The sequence below is a fragment of the Nonomuraea monospora genome, from assembly GCF_039531895.1.
In the GTDB taxonomy this organism is placed as follows: domain Bacteria; phylum Actinomycetota; class Actinomycetes; order Streptosporangiales; family Streptosporangiaceae; genus Nonomuraea; species Nonomuraea monospora.
On sequence record NZ_BAAAQX010000028.1, the window covers coordinates 23,149 to 40,518 of the forward strand.

Genomic DNA, 17,370 nt, shown 5'->3' on the forward strand with positions numbered 1-17,370 from the left:
GCCCCCGTCGACTTTTGTACCGATGCAAACGGGAAATCGCTCTGCTCATCGGAGGTGTTACACCAGGCGGACCAGAGCCAGCAGTTTGCGGCTGCGGTGGGCGAGCGTGCGCCGCTGGCGCCGCGCGTACATGCGCATCACCTCGGTACGCGCCCGCCGCCGCTGGTCCTCGGTCAGGTCGGCGTCGCGCACCCATCGCAGCAGCTCCCTGCACTGAAGTGTGTTGGCCAGGTGGGACTGCCAGGCGGGCACGTCGAGGCGGCGGGCGATGCGGCCGATCCGCTCCATCCGCCAGTTGCGGTGCGAGAGCACCTGGGGGACGTGCCCCCACGGCCCCGCCAGGGCCAGCTTGGCCGCGAACACCTCGTCCTCACGCAGCATGTTCCGCCGCTGGATGCCGGTCGCGGGCCCGCGCCGTAACAGGCCGTAGAGCGGGTCGATCAGGTACGGGCTCTCGTTGAGCAGCCTGAGCATCTCGGCGAAGCGCTCGACAGGGTCGTCGGAGCCCAACTCGGTGCCCGTGTACGACACCGTGCTGACCGTGCCGCTGGAGCCGGTGTAGGAGACCTGGTTGGTCACCAGGATCAGCCGCTCGTCCGCGGCGAAGGCGGCCAGGGCCGTCGAGACGCAAGCGGGCTCCAGCCGGTCGTCGTCGCCGATCCAGCGCACGTACGCGCCCTTGGAGACGCGGGCCGCGTGCTGGAAGTTGCCGAGCAGGCCGACGTTCTCCGCGTGCCGGTGGTAGACGATCCTGGGGTCGTCCGCCGCCAGGTCGCGGCACAGCTCCTCGGTGCCGTCCGTGGAGGCGTTGTCGGAGATGACCAGCTCGAGGTGCGGATGGTCCTGTGCCAGCACCGACCTGACCACGGCCTCCAGGCGATCGGCCCCGTTGCGCACCGGCAGCGCGATCGAAACCAGCTCACGGTCGTGCATGCGCCCTCCCTTGGCGTACGAGTCGCTTCAGCACCGCGCGCGGCACCACGATGAGCACGAACAGCAGCAGCCCGGCGCCGCCCGCCACGCAGAGCTCGATGAAGGCGCCGTCGATCACCCTGGCGAGCCCGGCCATGACCAGGCCCGCCGCCGCCGCGCCGAGCAGCGGCCTGGCCAGCCCGGCACCGACCAGCCCCACGGACACGCCGGAGCGGTGCAGGGCCACGCCCAGCAGCGGCAGCGCCACCACGACGGCGACGATCGCGTGCGCCACGGCGGCGCCCTGGATGCCGTCGTAGCGGGCGCCCACCAGCAGCGCCGGGATCAGCGCGACGGCCCAGCAGAGGTTCACCCACATGGTGGCCTTCGTCCTGCCGAGCGCGGCCAGGATGTCGGTGATGAGCAGCGTCAGCATGCGCACCGCCATCACGACCGCCAGGAAGCGCAGCACCTGGGCGGCGGGCAGCCAGTTGGCGCCGTACAGGAACTCCACGACCGAGGGGGCGAGCGTGCCCATCAGCACCGCGATCGGCAGCACCATGCCGGCCAGCAGCGGGACGGCCTGCCGCACGCCCTCCCGCATGGCCTGGCCGCCCTCCTCGGCCAGGCGCGAGAAGCTGGGCAGCGCGACGTAGCGGATGGCGGTGCCGATCAGGCCCGGCACCCAGCTCGAGATGTTGAAGGCGAGCAGGTAGAAGCCGAGCCAGACGGGGCCGAGCACGTCGCCGACGATGACCGAGTCCACGTTGAGCAGCAGGCCCTCGATGCCGAGGCTGACGCACAGCGGCAGGCCGAAGCGCAGCAGCCGCGCGGCCTGCGCGCGCTCGAAGCCGAGCCGGATCCTGATCCGCGCCAGCAGCACCACCAGCACGCCCGTGACCACGCCGCCGGCGAGCTGCCCCCAGGCGAAGCTGTAGGCCCCGGCGGCGTTCGCGGCCAGGGTGATGGAGACGGAGGCGTTGACGACGAACCCCGCGAGGTTGGCCCAGGCCAGCTTGTCCTGCTCGAACCGGCGCATGAGCGCGGCGCTGCGCACCGCGGTCAGCCCGTAGACGACGTTGGTGGCCATCAGGATGCGGATCACCCAGGTGGCGTCCTCGCTCCCGGCCAGCCGCGCGTAGAACGGCGCGATCACCCAGAACAGCGCGTACAAGGCGAAGCTCGACAGGATGGCGACGACGGTCGCCGTGGGCGCGATCTCCTCCAGCCTGCCCCGCCACTGCACGGTCGCCGCGATCACCCCGGCGTCGTTGATGTAGATGACGAACTGGGTGGCCGCCAGCGCGATCGCGAACACGCCGAAGTCCTCCGGCACCAGCAGCCTGGCCAGGATGAGGCTCATCACGAACGAGCCCGCCTTCATCACCAGGTTGCCCAGCAGGCTCCAGCGCAGTCCGCGACCGGCCTTGCGGCCGATGTCGCCGACCTCACTCACGAAGTCTCGACCCTCTCCAGCCAGATCTCCCGCCAGAACGGCACGAACTCGCGCGGGCAGTTGGCGTTGTAGACGCCTTCGCAGACGAGGTCGTCGAGGATGATGCACGGGCTCTTCATGGTCAGCATCCGCCCGGTCTTCTCATCCAGGCAGCGATCGACCCTGGCCCGTACGCGCGCGGTCCTGCCGCAGTAGCGGGCCATCTCCTCCTCGAAGCCCATCCCGCGGTTGAGCAGGTCGTCGTTGAGCGTGTCGAGGATCTCCTCCTTGGACTTGATCCTGACCAGCTCGCCCGGCTTGAGGTCCAGCGTGGCCGTCGGCGTCTTCTTGCCTGCCCTGCCCTCGATGAAGCCCCAGCGCAGCCCGCGCTTGATCCACAGGCGGCGCGGCAGCACCTTCCTGCTGACGCCCTGGAAGCGGTTGAACAATCCGACCAGGAAGGTGCGCACGCTCTGGCCGACGCCCACGTTGCCGCTGCGCACGTCCGTGACGTACTGGCCCAGGTCGCGGAACGGCAGGCAGGTCGGCGCGGCCCGCAGCAGCTCGGTGGCCTGGCAGGAGTAGCCGTCGGGGCCCTTGCGGGTGTTGGCGTCGAGCAGCTTGAGTAACCGCTCCTCCGGGATCTGGCGGGCCGGCGGCTCGCCGGGCTCGACCCGTTTGAGCCAGGCCTCCTTCCAGTAGAGCGAGCAGGCCGTCTGGCAGCCGCCGTGCCCGCCGCCGTCGCACCGCGCGCCGGTCAGGTGCACCGCGCTGTCCATCCGCCGCATTCCGCTGCGGCTGATGGTGTCGCACAGCTTGTGCGCGACCTTGTGCACGGTCAGCCGCCGGCCGCAGTAGGCCAGCATCTCCGGCATGAACGGCAGGCTCTCCAGCTCGCCCCGCTCATCCAGTGTGGCCAGGATCTCCGCCGCGCTCCGCACCTCGACGAGGTCCCCCACCCGCAGGTTCATGCGCCCTCTCCCACCCCTTTGAGCAGACCCGCGCCCTCCAGGGCGGCGCCCGCCTCGGCGACCGCGCTGAAGGGCAGGCCCGATCGGCCGGCCACGTCCAGCAGGCTGTGCTCACCGTCCGACAGGTTCAACACCCATAACATCGCCATTTGCGCTTGTTTCGTGTCACTCCGGCCACCGAGAGTTCCGTACAGGCCGCGCCTGCCGAGCTGCGGCTCGCCGTACGGGCTCAGGTTCTGGTAACGGCCGTCGTGCTCCAGCACCTCCACCGCCGACCACAGCGTCTCCAGTGTGTCGGCCATGGCCTGCGGGGAGACGAAGCCCAGGTCGTCTCCCGAGGTGTGGTACTCGGGGTAGCCCGCGTACGGGGTCCTGGTCAGGCTGCCGACCGGCAGGTCGAAGCCCGGCGAGCAGTACTGCCGCTCGTCGTACCCGTACGGGGAGAAATCCACGATCGTGTGCGGCTTGTCGCGCAGCACGATCGCCATCGCCCGGTCGATGGGCGCGTCGCCGCGCCTGCTGCGCTTGTACGTCAGCGCGCCCCGGTCACCGGCGCACGCCAGCGTGAGCCCGTGCTTGATCCGCCCGGTGCGCTCGCGGTTGCGCGCCAGCCAGGTGATCGCGCCGATCGTGCCCGGCGCGAACACGAACCGGTAGGTGTGGCGCGGCTCCTTGAGCCTGCGGGCCAGCGCCGTGGCCACCGCGACGCCGGCCAGGTTGTCGTTGGCCAGCGACGGGTGGCAGACGTGGCACGAGATGAGCACCTCGTCCTCGCTGCTGCCCGGCACGACGTGCTCGGCGTACGTCAGGTGCCCGTCGGCCAGCGTCGAGTCGATCACCACCTCGAACGGCCCCTCGCCCATCGCGCCGAGCGTGTCGTGGCTCAGGCAGAACCCCCACGTCTCGGCGTAGTACGAGGTCCGGTAGGGCACCAGGCCCGGCTGCTCCGGCAGCGTGTGCAGGTGCGGCCGAAGCTCGTCCAACGTCATGGTCGCCGAGACCGGCACGCTGTAGCCCACGACGTGCAGGTTCGAGCGCCGGAAGTCCACCACCCGCTCGTCCGCCGGGTTCTTGATCCAGGCGTCGCGGATGTTCCACTCCCTGGGGATCGTCCAGTCGAGCACCTGGGTCCCGGTCGGCACCTCGTGCACCGCCAGGTCCAGCAGCTCGCCGACGACGTCCAGCGTGGCGCGCACGCCGTCGCCCGTGATGGAGCGGCACAGCGGGTAGAGCCGCTCCACCAGGGCGTGCATCTCCTCCCCGGTCACGTGCGCAACTCCTCGGAGACGGTCCCTGCGGTGCGGCGGTCGGCCAGCCACGCCAGCCGGGTGAAGCGCTGGCGGAAGTCCTCGCCGGTCAGGCCGTGGTAGCGGTAGGCGTCGGCCAGCTCGACGGCGCCCGCCTTCACCGTCCAGCGGGCGTGGTAGCCGGGCAGCGCCTCGCGGATGCGCGAGAAGGAGACCCGGTAGGAGCGCGGGTCGGCGCCAGTCTCGCCGGTGATCAGCAGCTCCGAGCCGGGCACCGCCTCCACCACGTGCTCGGCGATCTCGGCCACGGTCAGGTTGTTCAGCTCGCCGCCCACGTTGAACGCCCTGGCGTGCACGGCCTCGCGCGGCGCGGTCAGCGCGGCCAGGAACGCGTCGGCGATGTCGGCCACGTGCACCAGGGGCCGCCACGGGGTGCCGTCCGACAGCACGCGGACCTGGCCGGTCAGGTGGGCGTGGCCGACCAGGTTGTTCAGCACGATGTCGGCCCGCAGCCGGGGCGAGAACCCGAACGCGGTCGCGTTGCGCAGGAACACCGGGGTGAAGCCGTCGCCGGCCAGCTCGACCAGCTCGTCCTCGACGCGCACCTTCGACTCGGCGTACGGGGTGACGGGCCGCAGCGGGGCGTCCTCGTCGAGCAGGTCGTCACCGCCCGACGCGCCGTAGACCGAGCAGGTGGAGGCGTACAGGAAGCGGCGCACGCCCGCCTCCCTGGCCAGCCTGGCCAGCCGTACGGAGGCGTGGTGGTTGATGTCGTAGGTCAGCTCGGGCGCGAGCGCGCCGAGCGGGTCGTTGGAGAGCGCGGCCAGGTGGATCACCGCGTCGAAGCCTTCGAGCAGGCTCGCCGGCACGTCGCGCAGGTCCACCCGGTGCCCCGGCGGGTCGTCCGGCATCGGGCCGAGCACGCACTCGGCGAACAGCCCCGAGTCCAGGCCCACCACCTCGTGGCCGGCCTCGGCGAGCACGGGTGCCATGACCGTGCCCAGATAGCCCTGGTGCCCCGTGAGCAAGACACGCATGTCGATCAGCCTCCAGCTAGATCTAGAGCGAGTTTGTGCAGGTAGAAGGCCTCCGCGTAGCGTGCGTGACACTCGATGCCGCGGATCCTGGCCAGCCCGAGGAACGCCTCCCTGTCGAACCAGGGGCGGTGCCGCTGGGAGGGGTAGTGCTCCCAGAGCAGGGAGACCTTGCGCTCGGCCAGCGCCAGGTCGAGCGGCTGGTACGCGTTGGGCCGGCCGAGGTCGCCGTCCCACTTGAGGATCTCGTAGCCGAGCGTGAGGTGGTCGCGGAACGCGGTGGGCACCATCCGCGCCAGCCCCCGGTGGTCCTGGTGCGCGTCTCCGGCCTGCGGCGCCAGGATCAGGTCGGGCTCGGTACGCATCCGCAGCTCCTCGACCGCGTTCTTGGCCTCGTCCCAGTGCGCGGGCAGCCGGCCGTCGGGCACCTTGGCCACGGTCACCCGCAGGTCCGCGCCCGGGCAGAAGGCGGCCAGCGCGTTGCGCTCCTCCTCCTCGCGCACGGTCCCGCCGCCTGACAGCACCAGCGCGTCCACCTGGAGGCCCGGGTGCGCGGTGCACATCACCAGGAGGGCGCCGCCCGCGCCGATCGCCAGGTCGTCGCAGTGCGCGGCGAGCAGGGCGACGCGGCTCAGGCTGCTGGGGTAGAGCCGGTTCACACGCGCTCCCACAGGGCCCAGGGGCGGTCGCCGCGGGAGTAGGCCCGATCGAGGTCCATGCGCTGGTTGACGGTGTCGGTGGGCCGCCAGTAGCCGCGGTAGGGGTAGGCCATCAGCCGCCCGCGTTTGGCCAGCTCCTTGCAGCCGTCCACGAGGAGGTCGCCGTTCTCCGGAATGTGATCGAAGATCTCCTGACGTAAGACGAAATATCCCCCGTTCACCCACAGCGGCATCTCGGTGACGGCGGTGATCTGGCCGACCAGGCCGTCCTCGGCGATCTCTACGCAGTGGAAGGTCCCCGGCGGCGGCACGGCCATCAGCGCGCCGCCGGCGTCCGACTTCTCGAACCTGCCGATGATCTCCGGCAGCGGCGCGTCCGTGAGCACGTCCGCGTAGTTCGCCAGGAACATCTCCTCACCCTGGAGGTGGTCGCGCACCCGGCGCAGCCGCTCCCCGATCGACGACTCGACGCCGGTGTGGATGAACGAGATCGTCCAGTCGGAGATGTCGGTGGCCAGCAGTTCGACGTCGCCGCCGCGCAGCACGAAGTCGTTGGACGCGGTCTCCTCGTACCGCAGGAAGAAGTCCTTGATCTGCTCGGCCCCGTAGCCGAGGCAGAGCACGAACTCCTTGTGCCCGAAGTGCGCGTAGTAGCGCATGACATGCCAGATCAGCGGCCTGGGGCCGACGAGCTGCATGGGCTTCGGGGCGTCGCCGGCGGCGCCCGTACGCATGCGGGTGCCGTAACCCCCGCAGAACAGGACGACCTTCACACGACCTCCAAGGCAGGAATGGGGAAGACCAACCGGCCGCCCCAGTCGCGGATGTAGGAGAGCTGGTCGATCAGCTCGTCGCGCAGGTTCCACGGCAGCACCAGCACGTAGTCCGGCTTGTCGGCGGCGATGCGCTCGGGCGCGAAGATCGGGATCCGCGCGCCGGGGGTGAACTTGCCGTGCTTGTACGGGTTGCGATCCACCGTGTACGGCAGCAGGTCGGGCCGCACACCACAGTGGTTGAGCAGCGTGTTGCCCTTGCCCGGCGCCCCGTACCCGACCACCGTGCTGCCCTCCTCGACGGCGTTGACCAGGAAGCTCAGCAGGTCGCGGCGGACCTTGGCGACCCGCTCCGTGAAGTCGATGTAGCCGGAGAGCTCGTGCAGCCCGGCCGCCTTCTCCATCGCCAGCACGTCCGACACCCGCTGCGACGGGACGCCGGACGGCGCCGCCCAGAGCCGGATCGAGCCGCCGTGCGTGGTCAGCAGCTCCACGTCCACCAGCGTCAGCCCGCCGCTCGCCAGCGCCCGCTGCGCGGAGGCGACCGTGTAGTACTGGAAGTGCTCGTGGTAGATCGTGTCGTACTGGTTGAGCTGCATCAGCGTCAGCAGGTGCTGCACCTCGATCGAGACCCGCCCGTGGTCGGCGACCAGCGTGCGCAGCCCCTGCGTGAAGCCGATCACGTCGGGGATGTGCGCGTAGACGTTGTTGGCCACCACGTAGTCGGCCTTGCCGTGCTCCGCCACGACCGCCTGCGCGCTCTGCGGCGTCAGGAACGCCGTCACCGTGGGCACGCCGCGCTCCCTGGCGGCCTGGCCGACGTTCACCGACGGCTCGATGCCCAGGCAGCGCACCCCGCGCTCCACCACGTGCCGCAGCAGGTAGCCGTCGTTGCTGGCCACCTCCACCACGAACGACCCCGGCCGCAGGTCGAGCTCCGCCACGAACGCGCGGGCGTGCTCCACCCAGGAGGCCGAGTAGGAGGAGAAGTAGGCGTAGTCCGTGAACGTCTCCTCCGGAGTGATCAACGGCGGGATCTGCGCGAGCCAGCACGACGTGCACACGCGCAGGTGCAGCGGGTAGGTCACCTCGGGCTCGTCGAGCTGCCCGGCCGTGAGGATCCGCTCGCAGGGCGGCGTCGCCCCCAGGTCCACCACGCCGGTGAGATCGCCCGAACCGCATAACCGGCAAGTCATCATTCGCACGCTCCAAGAGATTGATATTTCGCGAAGGCCGGTGATCTCGTTACTGTCAGCCCATGGATCCCCTCGGCATCGATGGCGTCTGGCGCCACACGCCGCCTGTCCACTCCGATCCCCGCGGCTCGTTCTACGAGGCCTTCCGCGCCGCCGACCTGCCCGGCCGGCGCTTCGACCTGGCGCAGGTCAACTGCTCCGTCTCGGCCCGCGGCGTGCTGCGCGGCGTGCACTTCGCCGACGTGCCACCAGGACAGGCCAAGTACGTGATGTGCCTGTCCGGCAGCGTCATGGACGTCGTCGTCGACCTGCGCACCGGCTCGCCCACCTTCGGCCGGTCGCAGAGCGTGGTCCTGGACGACGTGACCAGGAGCGCCGTGCTGGTCGCCGAGGGGCTCGGGCACGGGTTCATGGCGCTCACCGAACGGGCCACCGTGATGTACCTGTGCTCCGAGCCGTACGCGCCGGCTCGTGAGCACGGGGTGCATCCGCTCGATCCGGCACTCGGGATCGGCTGGCCGGCCGACGTCGAGCCCGTGCTGTCGGAGAAGGACGCCAAGGCGCCCACCCTGGACGAGGCGCTGAGGGCCGGACTGCTGCCCGACTACCAGGCGTGCCAGGAGTTCTACGAGACGCGGCGCTGACGGCTCCTCGCCAGAACGCTGCTGTACGCGACACCGCATGGGCGGCTCCTCGCCAGGACGCTGCTTCACGCGACGCTGCATTGGCGGCTCCTCGCCAGGACGGGCCACGCCGCGTGCAGCGCCGTGCGCCAGTGCCGGATCGGCTCCCACCGGGTGTGCGCCAGCACGCTGTTGACCGGCCGCCGGGCCGGGCGCGGGAACGCCGAGGTCGGCACCGGCCGCACCCGCTCAGGATCCTCGCCGAGCAGCGTGAAGATCTCCCTGGCGAACCCGCACCAGGTCGTCTCACCCGCGCTCGTCCCGTGGTAGACCCCGGGCGGCAGATCCGACTGCGCCAGCCGGACGAGGTAGTCGGCCAGGTCAGCGCTCCAGGTGGGCTGGCCGTGCTGGTCGTCCACCACGTCGAGCGTCGGCCGCTCCCCCGCCAGCCTGATCATGGTGGTGGCGAAGTTCGCGCCGTGCGCGCCGTACAGCCAGGCGGTGCGCACCACGTAGTGGCCGTGCTCCAGCACCGCCTGCTCGCCCGCCAGCTTGGTGCGCCCGTAGGCGTTCACCGGCCCGGTCGGCGCGTCCTCGGTGTGGGGCGGGCCCGCCGCCCCGTCGAAGACGTAGTCGGTGGAGACGTGCACCAGCCGCGCCCCGACGCGGTCGCACGCCTCGGCCAGCCAGCGCGGCGCGTGCCCGTTGACCGCCAGCGCCTCCGTCTCGTGCGCCTCGGCGTCGTCCACGGCGGTCCAGGCCGCGCAGTTCAGCACGGCCCTGGGCCGGTAGGCGGCGACGAAGTCGTGCACCGCCCGCCTGTCGCACACGTCCAGCTCGGCCCGGCCGAGCGCGAGCACCGGCTCGCCCGTCAGCGCGGTCCTGTCGAGGACGTCGGCGGCCAGCATGCCGCCCGCCCCCGTGATGAGCCACCTCATGCGGCCTCCCGGCCTAAGTGGGTGATCAACGACTCCACCAGTCACGATGCGCGGCGTACCAGCGGACGGTGTCCTTGAGCCCCTGGTCGAACGGCACCTCCGGCCGGTAGCCGAGCGCCCGCAGCTTCGAGTCGTCCAGCGAGTACCTGCGGTCGTGGCCCTTGCGATCGGCCACGTACACGACGCTGTCCCAGTCCCTGCCGCAGGCTTCGAGCAGGCGCGTGGTGAGCTCCTTGTTGGTCAGCTCGGCCGTGCCCGCGATGTGGTAGATCTCGCCCGGCTCGCCCTTCTCGGCGACCAGACGGATGCCCGCGCAGTGGTCCTCGACGTGGATCCAGTCGCGCACGTTGCCGCCGTCCCCGTAGAGCGGCACCTTCCTGCCGCGCAGCAGGTTGGTGACGAACAGCGGGATGAGCTTCTCCGGGTACTGCCGGGGCCCGTAGTTGTTGCCGCAGCGGGTGATCGACACGTTCAGCCCGTACGTGATCGCGTAGGCGCGGGCGATCAGGTCGCCGCTCGCCTTCGACGCCGCGTACGGCGAGCGCGGCCGGACCGGCGCCGACTCGTCCCACGAGCCGATGTCGATCGAGCCGTACACCTCGTCGGTCGAGACCTGCACCACTTTCGGCACCCCGGCGTCCAGGCACGCCTGCAGCAGCGTCTGGGTGCCCAGCGCGTTGCTGCGCATGAACTCGGCGGCGCCCGCGATCGACCGGTCCACGTGGGACTCGGCGGCGAAGTTGACCACCAGGTCGTGACCGGGGACGACCCGCGCGAGCAGCTCGGCGTCGCAGATGTCCCCGTGCACGAACTCGTGCCGCGTCCCGTCCAGGTTGGCGCGGTTGCCGGCGTAGGTCAGCTTGTCGAGGACGGTCACGTACCCGTCATGGAGGTTCCGGACGAAGTGGGAGCCGATGAATCCCGCACCACCCGTCACCAGGATTCTGGTCATGAACTGATCTGTACCTTGCTGTGATCGCCCAGTACGAGACGGTGGGCTTTGGGCGTGTTGGGTGCCGAGGTGACCTCGACGTCGTGGCCGATCAGCGACGACTCGATGCGGCCCACGCCGGCGATGGAGGCCCGGGGCAGCACGATCGAGTACTCGATCTCGCTGCCGGTGACGGTGCAGGAGGCGCCGATCGAGGTGTACGGGCCGACGTAGCTGTCCTGGATGCGGGCGCCCGAGCCGATGATCGCCGGGCCGACCACGCGCGAGCGTTCGACGACCGCGCCCGGCTCGATCGCGACGCGGCCGATCAGCTCGCTGGCCGCGTCCACCCGCCCGTCGGTCCTGGGCTCGACCGACTCCAGCACGAGCCGGTTGACCTCCAGCATGTCGGTGACGTTGCCGGTGTCCTTCCAGTAACCGGAGATCACCGAGGACTCGACGCGCTGCCCCGACTCGATCAGCCACTGGATCGCGTCGGTGATCTCCAGCTCACCCCGCCACGACGGTTTCAGCTCCGCGACCGCCGCGTGGATGGCCGGGCTGAACAGGTACACGCCGACCAGCGCAAGGTCGCTCTTGGGCCGCTCGGGTTTCTCCTCCAGCCCGATCACGCGGCCTCCCGCGTCCAGCTCGGCCACGCCGAACTGGCGCGGGTCGCCGACCCTGGTCAGCATGATCTGGGCGGCTGGCCGTTCCCTGGCGAACCGGTCGACCAGGCCGCTGATGCCGCCCACCACGAAGTTGTCGCCCAGGTACATGACGAAGTCGTCGTCACCCAGGTAGTCGCGGGCGATCAGCACGCCGTGGGCCAGCCCGAGCGGCGCCTGCTGGCGCAGGTACGTCACCTGCAGCCCGAACGCCGAGCCGTCGCCCACGGCCGCCTCGATCTCCGCGTGCGTGTCCCCCACCACCAGGCCGAGCTCCTGGACCCCCGCCTGTGCGATGGCCTCCAAGCCGTAGAACAGCACCGGCTTGTTGGCGACGGGGACCAGTTGCTTGGCCGAGGTGTGCGTGATGGGACGCAACCGGGTGCCCGACCCTCCGGCGAGCACGAGTGCCTTCACCGCTAGTACGCCCCTTCTCCACGGGTGACGACGGACCAGGTCTTCCACAGGATCTGCAGGTCGAGGATGAGCGACCAGTTCTCCACGTACCGCAGGTCCAGGCGTACGGACTCCTCCCACGTCAGGTCGGAGCGCCCGCTGACCTGCCACAGGCCGGTCATGCCCGGTTTGACCACCAGGCGGCGCCGGACGTCGGTGCCGTACTCGGCGACCTCCTCCGGCAGCGGCGGGCGCGGGCCGACGAGGGACATCTCGCCGCGCAGGACGTTCAGCAGCTGGGGGAGCTCGTCGAGCGAGTATTTCCGCAGGAAAGCGCCTACCCTGGTGATCCTTGGATCGTTCCTAATCTTGAAGAGCACCCCGTCGAACTCGTTTGATTCGAGCAGTGCGCCCTTGAGTCGTTCGGCATCGACCACCATGGTCCGAAATTTCACCAGACGGAACTCACTGCCGCCTTTGCCGACTCTTGTCTGGTAGAAGAACGCCGGTCCCCGGCTGCTCAGCCGAATCAGCAGCGCGATCCCCAGCAGCGGCAGCGCCAGCCCCAGCAGGGCGAGCCCGGCCACCAGGCGGTCGAAGACGGTCTTCACGAACTGCCGCATGCCGTCGAACTCGGGGTGCTCCACGTGCAGCAACGGCATGCCCGCGACCGGCCTGATGCTGATGCGCGGCCCCGCCACGTCCAGGAGCGCGGGCGCCACGAACAGGTCGGTGCGCGCGGTCTCCAGGCTCCACGCCAGCCGGCGCAGCGCCGCGCCGTCCAGCTCGGGGCAGGCCAGCACGGCCACCGCGTCGGCCCGCTCGCGCTCGACCACCATGGCCACGTCGCCGAACGAGCCCAGCACCGGGATGCCGTCGAGGTCGACGTCCATGGCGTTGCCGGGAAGGCAGGCTCCCACCACCCGCATTCCGTGGTACGGCTGGCGCCTGAACTGCATGACGAGGTCGAGTATCGACTCCCGGTGCCCGACGGCGATCACCTGGCGCATGTAGTCGCCCACCGCTCTGCGCCGGTGTAGTCGTTTTCGCATGCGGTAGCGGTAGTAGAGCACCGCCAGCAGAGCCAGCGGCAGCATCGCCATCACGAAACTGCGGGCGATGGCGGTCTGCGTGGCGTAGGCCATGATGGCGACGGCTGCCATCAGTCCTATGCCACCGTTGAGCACGGCCTTGAACTCCTCCGTTCCCTCGCCGTTGGCGCGCTGGCGGTACGCGCCCCCCATCCACAGCGCGATGGGCCAGGCGACGACGAGGCCGAATCCCAGCAGGAACTCGGCCAGCGGGATGTACGCGCCGGCGATCAGCCGGATGCCCAGCACGCATACGCATGCGAGCAGCGCGCACATCGTGTCTCCGGATAACAGGAGCCGTAGGTACGCACGCGTCCAGATGCTCGACGCGCGGCGCGGTACGGCCTCGAGGAGCACGACAGCGGACTCCCCAGTCCCCACCCTCATAGCTACCACCCTGACAACTCTGTGCACCGCGATAACTGGACGTTCCTTGAACCACATGGGTTGACAAGTCCCACGCACAATCAAGGGCGGCGGCCCCCACTAAAGAGTAAAGATCCTTTCCAGCATGAGGAATACCGGCAAATGTCCACAATCGGACGATTGTCGAACCGCCCGGGGGCTTGACGGAACGGTCCACAAGTGGCAGCAGTTGACGAAGGGAATGTGAGATTTACTGCGGTATTTCGGCAGGTTGCCGAATGGTGAAGCGGTTAGTCGCGTACTCGCGATCCGACAGCCAGTCCTCTGCTTCAGGTCCGGCTAGTCGTACTCCAGGCGCGGCTAGTCGTACTCAAGGTCCGGCAGCGCCGAAGGCGGGTCGGGGCTGCGCCACACCACCACGACGCCGTCGTGCGCGGAGTCGGCCGCCAGCGTCAGCCGGTCGAGGTCGAAATCCGGCAGATAACGCAGGCGGGCGAGAAACGTGGCATCCGTGGCCGAACGCGGCACGACACAGCCCTCGCCGTCGCGATCGAGCAGGATATATAGGACGTCTTCCCCGGATTCCGTGACGACACGGACCTCCACCACGTCCTCCCAGGCGAGGGCCTCGACGCTACCGTCCGCATAGTGACGAGTGACGCCCTCTTCCGTGACATACACGTAGGAGTCCGGCATCGGATTGCCGTGCATGGCCGCGATTCTTGCGAGTTACGGGCCGGTCCCGCAAGGGTTCGCACTCAAAGGTGCCGATGTACTGCCGAGCCACCGCCCCACAAGCGCCCCAAAGGCGCGTATCACCGCCCCACGAGCGGCCCAAAGGCGCTCGCCACCGCCCGAGAGCGCCTCAAAGGTGCCGATGCGCTGCCGAGTCGCCACCCCACGAGTGGCTCAGATGCGCCGCAACCGCCGCCCGCGCGGCCTCCTCCGGCCCGTTCGCGATGGCGTCAAGCAGCTCGCGATGCTCGGCCACCAGCACATCCCTGTCCTTGTAAACCTCACGCAACCGCACCAGTCCCAGCCGCGTCTCCGCCGCCAGCACCCCGTACAACCGCTCCAGCCGCGGACTGCCGACCGCCTCGACGAGCGCCTGATGCAGCGCCATGTGCTCAGCCACCGTCTCCGACCACGGCACCTCCCCCGGCAACGCGGCCATCCGGTGCAGCGCCTCCTCCGCCCCCGGCACCCTCCTGCCGGTCACGGCCCGCGCCATGAGGTCCTCCAGGGGCCGGCGAACGTACATGAGATCCTCAAGGTCCGAAAGCGTCACTTCCGGGACATAAGCACTGCGGTTCCGCTCACGTCTGAGCAGCCCTTCATGAACCAGGCTCGCCAACGCCTCCCGCACGGTCGGCCTGGCGACGCCGTACGACGCCGCGATCTCCTGCTCGGGCAGGGCGGTACCGGGCGCGATCTCACCGGACAACACCCTGCTGCGCAGGGCATCGGCGAGCGCGCCGACGGTGGAGACGGGTCTGAGGGGCAACGTCACGGCTGCGACTCTAGCTCCCTTTCCGCCGTACGCCCCTCTCCCGCCGCCCGCTCCCCTTCGGGCGTACGCCCCCGCCCCTGCCGCCTTTCAGGTACGGCCACCGCCACCAGGCTCAGCCCCAGCAGCACCAGCCCGGCGATCGACACCGGAGCCAGCCGCTCACCCAGCACCACCAGCCCGAGCAACGCGGCGACGGCCGGCTCGGCCAGCGACAACGTGGCGGCCGTGGCCACGGGCGTGGTGCGCAGACCCCGCCCGTACAGGAAGTAGGACAGAGCCGTCGTGCCGAGCCCGAGGTAGAGCACGGCGAGCAGCGCCCGCGGCTCACCGATCCAGCCCACCCCGCTGACGGCCAGCACCGGCACCATGATCAGCGCGGCGCCGCCGAACATCACCCCCATCACCGCGTTCGACTGACCACCCTGGCCGATCGCCCGCGCCGCCATGACGGCGTAGAAGGCGTACAGCAGCCCACCCAGCAACGCCAGCCCGACCCCGGCCACCATCTGCGCGCCCACCTCAGCGCCCGCCTGCGCGCCCACCTCAGCGCCCGCCTGTGTGCCCGCCTCCGCGCCCACCTCTGCCCCGCCGCCCACGATCAGCGCCGCACACCCGAGAACGGCCGCCGCGGTGGCCGCACTCCACCGCCTCGTCGGCCTGCGCCCATGCAGCACCCAAGACAGCAGCCCGGTAAACACCGGTCCGCTCCCGATCGCGACCACCGTGCCAATGGCCACGCCCGTACGACTGACGGCCGCAAAGAAGCACAGCTGGTACGCCGCCACCGCCACCGCCCCCAGCAGCAACCCAGGCTTGACGGCCCTCTTCAACCCGGCCCCGGCCACCAACGCCAGCGCCGCACCCCCGACCACCAGGCGAGCCGCGGCCAGCGCCACGGAATCGGCCGACACCAGCAACCCGGCCGTGCCTGCGGTGCCCCACAACACGGAAGCGGCCACAACGGCAAGGGGTCCATTCCTCATGGACCCATTGTCAGACAACCAGACACCGCTCGTCTAGTTGTCAGACAATTTCTTCCAGCAGTTGCTCAATCAACCGCTGCGCCGGCGCCGCCACCTCCCCCACGTAGTCCTCGAACGCCGTCAACCCCGCCTCGATGCCCGGCACGCTCTTCCGGGGCAACTCCAGCAGCGCCTCCTCCTCCGCCAGAATCCCGCCCTCCACATGGAAGGCCCTCCCGGACGCGGCGATGGAGACCTCGAACCTGACCTCCCGGCCGTCGGGCAGCACGAACGTGATGCCGACGCGGGCGCCCGCTGGGGGAAAGAAATAGGAGAAGTGCTCGCTTCTCAGGAACGGATGGCGTAACTCGGCGAGAATCTCCGAGGCCCGGCTCAGAGCCTCCAACAGCCCGACCGCGGCCAGACTCTCGCTGTCCACCCGCCACAGGGTAGTTCAGCGTGCGCATGGAACGCCAGGTGACCGGCCCTCCCGATCAGCCACCCCCACTCCCGCACCCCTCGATCCACCCACCCGATCCACCCCTCCCAACGCCCACCCGCCCCGCCACCCGCACCCGCAGCGCGCCCGAACCACCCGCCCGCACCGCCCCCGCGCTAAGCGCCGCTCGCCTCGCAGCGCGCGCCCGAGATCCGCCCTCACACCTACACACTGGCAGCGCGCGCCCGAGCCTCCCGCCCGAGCCTCCTGCCCGAGCCTCCTGCCCGAGCCGCGCGCCCGCAGCGCCTGCCCGTGCCCCGTGCCCTCACAGCGCCCACCCGCACCCGAACGCACGCGCCCCCACCCGCGGGCACGGGGTCAGTCGGTGGCCAGGCGGGCGTGCCGCTCCACGTCGTACCGGACGCCCTCGTAACAGAGCTTGCCCCGCTCAATCCCCTCCGGCAGAAACCCGGCCTTCGTAGCGACCCGACACGAAGCCGGGTTGTTCGTCCGATGCCCCAACTCCAGCCGATAAAGCCCAAGCTCCCCAAACGCCCACCGCGCCAGCAACTCGGTGGCCACCACCGCGACCCCCCGCCCCCGAGCCTCAGGCACCACCCAGTACGACACCCACCCATTTCCGTGCGTGTCGAGCTTGGTCACCGCCACGTTCCCGACGACCCGCTCCCCCCGCAGCACGGCGAAGGCATGCCCCACCCCGGCCCAAGATGCGATCCACCCGGACGCGTCCTTGAGCGTGACGACGGGCCAGGGAGCCTGCGTACGCAAGTCAGGGGCTTGGAAGGCACGCAGCACAACGGGAGCGTCGTCCTCACGCCACTCCCGCAGCCGGACGTTCAGAGCGGTCACAATGTCGGAGATTACCCGGATTGCACCTTCTTCCCGATCGGGTGGGTCGCCTCGAAGTCGTCCACGAGCTGCCTGGGCGCGGTCAGGCTCCACGCCTCGGCCATCAGCTCGAACAACTCCTCGGCGTCGATCTTGTCGAGATGCACCACCACCCATCCGAACCGCCCGGCGGTGAACTGCACCTCGAACACCTCGGGCCGCTCGTTGACCAGCGCGATCTGCTCCTCGATCGTCGCCTTGAGCCCGACGGTCTCGGTGGCCTCCCACAGGTAGCCGAAGCCCTTGTCGTGCACCTTGAGGGCGACCCACTCGCCGCCGTGGCTCATGCGCACGTCGGGCAGCTCGTCCA

At 70.1% G+C, this 17,370-nt stretch carries 19 protein-coding genes; 1 reads left to right on the plus strand and 18 read right to left on the minus strand.

Annotation, left to right across the window (positions count from 1 at the left end; translation table 11 throughout):
• Positions 1-57: 57 nt before the first annotated feature.
• From ABD331_RS40290 to ABD331_RS40325, 8 genes are read right to left on the minus strand one after another with little or no spacing between them, the layout of a single operon-like run.
• Complete coding sequence (locus ABD331_RS40290; RefSeq protein WP_344487399.1) at positions 58-933, minus strand: glycosyltransferase family 2 protein; 876 nt, start codon at positions 931-933, stop codon at positions 58-60.
• Positions 920-2,368 carry an oligosaccharide flippase family protein gene (locus tag ABD331_RS40295; protein WP_344487401.1) on the minus strand — a complete coding sequence of 483 codons (1,449 nt, stop codon included), beginning with the start codon at positions 2,366-2,368 and terminating at the stop codon, positions 920-922. The genes ABD331_RS40290 and ABD331_RS40295 overlap by 14 nt, the downstream gene beginning before the upstream one ends.
• Positions 2,365-3,318 carry a hypothetical protein gene (locus tag ABD331_RS40300; RefSeq protein ID WP_344487403.1) on the minus strand — a complete coding sequence of 318 codons (954 nt, stop codon included), beginning with the start codon at positions 3,316-3,318 and terminating at the stop codon, positions 2,365-2,367. Before ABD331_RS40300 ends, ABD331_RS40295 begins: the two co-directional genes overlap by 4 nt.
• On the minus strand, positions 3,315-4,586 hold the full coding sequence (locus ABD331_RS40305; RefSeq protein ID WP_344487405.1) for a DUF4910 domain-containing protein: 1,272 nt from the start codon (positions 4,584-4,586) through the stop codon (positions 3,315-3,317). The genes ABD331_RS40300 and ABD331_RS40305 overlap by 4 nt, the downstream gene beginning before the upstream one ends.
• Positions 4,583-5,602 (minus strand): NAD-dependent epimerase/dehydratase family protein, encoded by a 1,020-nt coding sequence (locus ABD331_RS40310; protein WP_344487407.1) that lies wholly within the window; start codon positions 5,600-5,602, stop codon positions 4,583-4,585. The genes ABD331_RS40305 and ABD331_RS40310 overlap by 4 nt, the downstream gene beginning before the upstream one ends.
• Before the next feature lie 5 nt (positions 5,603-5,607).
• Positions 5,608-6,258, minus strand: a complete 651-nt coding sequence (locus ABD331_RS40315) for a PIG-L deacetylase family protein (RefSeq protein ID WP_262379301.1) — start codon at positions 6,256-6,258, stop codon at positions 5,608-5,610.
• Positions 6,255-7,031: a sugar phosphate nucleotidyltransferase gene (locus ABD331_RS40320; protein ID WP_344487411.1), complete on the minus strand. Its 777-nt coding sequence runs from the start codon at positions 7,029-7,031 to the stop codon at positions 6,255-6,257. Before ABD331_RS40320 ends, ABD331_RS40315 begins: the two co-directional genes overlap by 4 nt.
• Positions 7,028-8,230, minus strand: a complete 1,203-nt coding sequence (locus ABD331_RS40325; protein ID WP_344487676.1) for a class I SAM-dependent methyltransferase — start codon at positions 8,228-8,230, stop codon at positions 7,028-7,030. Before ABD331_RS40325 ends, ABD331_RS40320 begins: the two co-directional genes overlap by 4 nt.
• Positions 8,231-8,289: 59 nt before the next feature.
• Between ABD331_RS40325 and ABD331_RS40330 the strand changes: the two genes are divergently transcribed.
• Positions 8,290-8,871 (plus strand): dTDP-4-dehydrorhamnose 3,5-epimerase family protein, encoded by a 582-nt coding sequence (locus ABD331_RS40330; RefSeq protein WP_344487413.1) that lies wholly within the window; start codon positions 8,290-8,292, stop codon positions 8,869-8,871.
• A 65-nt stretch (positions 8,872-8,936) separates the two neighbouring features.
• Here the strand turns inward: ABD331_RS40330 and rfbD are convergent, their stop codons facing one another.
• From rfbD to ABD331_RS40380, 10 genes are all read right to left on the minus strand, one after another.
• The gene (gene rfbD / locus ABD331_RS40335; protein ID WP_344487415.1) at positions 8,937-9,788 is read right to left on the minus strand and encodes a dTDP-4-dehydrorhamnose reductase; all 852 of its coding nucleotides are present in this window, start codon (positions 9,786-9,788) and stop codon (positions 8,937-8,939) included.
• Positions 9,789-9,813: 25 nt separating this feature from the next.
• Positions 9,814-10,740 (minus strand): dTDP-glucose 4,6-dehydratase, encoded by a 927-nt coding sequence (gene rfbB, locus ABD331_RS40340; RefSeq protein ID WP_344487417.1) that lies wholly within the window; start codon positions 10,738-10,740, stop codon positions 9,814-9,816.
• Entirely contained in the window at positions 10,737-11,804 is a 1,068-nt protein-coding gene (locus ABD331_RS40345; protein ID WP_344487419.1) for a glucose-1-phosphate thymidylyltransferase, read from the minus strand. The genes rfbB and ABD331_RS40345 overlap by 4 nt, the downstream gene beginning before the upstream one ends.
• A 2-nt stretch (positions 11,805-11,806) precedes the next feature.
• On the minus strand, positions 11,807-13,261 hold the full coding sequence (locus ABD331_RS40350) for a sugar transferase (RefSeq protein WP_344487421.1): 1,455 nt from the start codon (positions 13,259-13,261) through the stop codon (positions 11,807-11,809).
• A 339-nt stretch (positions 13,262-13,600) separates the two neighbouring features.
• Positions 13,601-13,951, minus strand: coding sequence for a hypothetical protein (locus ABD331_RS40355; protein WP_148433120.1), 351 nt, complete (start codon positions 13,949-13,951; stop codon positions 13,601-13,603).
• A gap of 154 nt (positions 13,952-14,105) precedes the next feature.
• Positions 14,106-14,750 (minus strand): GntR family transcriptional regulator, encoded by a 645-nt coding sequence (locus ABD331_RS40360; protein ID WP_344487426.1) that lies wholly within the window; start codon positions 14,748-14,750, stop codon positions 14,106-14,108.
• The gene (locus ABD331_RS40365) at positions 14,747-15,733 is read right to left on the minus strand and encodes a DMT family transporter (protein WP_344487428.1); all 987 of its coding nucleotides are present in this window, start codon (positions 15,731-15,733) and stop codon (positions 14,747-14,749) included. The genes ABD331_RS40360 and ABD331_RS40365 overlap by 4 nt, the downstream gene beginning before the upstream one ends.
• 40 nt (positions 15,734-15,773) lie before the next feature.
• Complete coding sequence (locus ABD331_RS40370) at positions 15,774-16,151, minus strand: hypothetical protein (RefSeq protein ID WP_344487430.1); 378 nt, start codon at positions 16,149-16,151, stop codon at positions 15,774-15,776.
• A 378-nt stretch (positions 16,152-16,529) separates the two neighbouring features.
• Positions 16,530-17,021 carry a GNAT family N-acetyltransferase gene (locus ABD331_RS40375; protein ID WP_344487432.1) on the minus strand — a complete coding sequence of 164 codons (492 nt, stop codon included), beginning with the start codon at positions 17,019-17,021 and terminating at the stop codon, positions 16,530-16,532.
• A gap of 11 nt (positions 17,022-17,032) precedes the next feature.
• Positions 17,033-17,347, minus strand: coding sequence for an MmcQ/YjbR family DNA-binding protein (locus tag ABD331_RS40380; RefSeq protein ID WP_425566177.1), 315 nt, complete (start codon positions 17,345-17,347; stop codon positions 17,033-17,035).
• Between the last annotated feature and the right edge of the window lie 23 nt (positions 17,348-17,370).

What these genes read in the sequence shown, in the direction of transcription:
- ABD331_RS40290 (WP_344487399.1), bottom strand. Translation starts at nt 933, where the DNA reads ATGCACGACCGTGAGCTGGTTTCGATCGCGCTGCCGGTGCGCAACGGG.
- ABD331_RS40300 (WP_344487403.1), bottom strand. Translation starts at nt 3,318, where the DNA reads ATGAACCTGCGGGTGGGGGACCTCGTCGAGGTGCGGAGCGCGGCGGAG.
- ABD331_RS40310 (WP_344487407.1), bottom strand. Translation starts at nt 5,602, where the DNA reads ATGCGTGTCTTGCTCACGGGGCACCAGGGCTATCTGGGCACGGTCATG.
- ABD331_RS40325 (WP_344487676.1), bottom strand. Translation starts at nt 8,230, where the DNA reads ATGATGACTTGCCGGTTATGCGGTTCGGGCGATCTCACCGGCGTGGTG.
- ABD331_RS40330 (WP_344487413.1), top strand. Translation starts at nt 8,290, where the DNA reads ATGGATCCCCTCGGCATCGATGGCGTCTGGCGCCACACGCCGCCTGTC.
- rfbD (WP_344487415.1), bottom strand. Translation starts at nt 9,788, where the DNA reads ATGAGGTGGCTCATCACGGGGGCGGGCGGCATGCTGGCCGCCGACGTC.
- rfbB (WP_344487417.1), bottom strand. Translation starts at nt 10,740, where the DNA reads ATGACCAGAATCCTGGTGACGGGTGGTGCGGGATTCATCGGCTCCCAC.
- ABD331_RS40350 (WP_344487421.1), bottom strand. Translation starts at nt 13,261, where the DNA reads ATGAGGGTGGGGACTGGGGAGTCCGCTGTCGTGCTCCTCGAGGCCGTA.
- ABD331_RS40355 (WP_148433120.1), bottom strand. Translation starts at nt 13,951, where the DNA reads ATGCACGGCAATCCGATGCCGGACTCCTACGTGTATGTCACGGAAGAG.
- ABD331_RS40365 (WP_344487428.1), bottom strand. Translation starts at nt 15,733, where the DNA reads ATGAGGAATGGACCCCTTGCCGTTGTGGCCGCTTCCGTGTTGTGGGGC.
- ABD331_RS40380 (WP_425566177.1), bottom strand. Translation starts at nt 17,347, where the DNA reads ATGAGCCACGGCGGCGAGTGGGTCGCCCTCAAGGTGCACGACAAGGGC.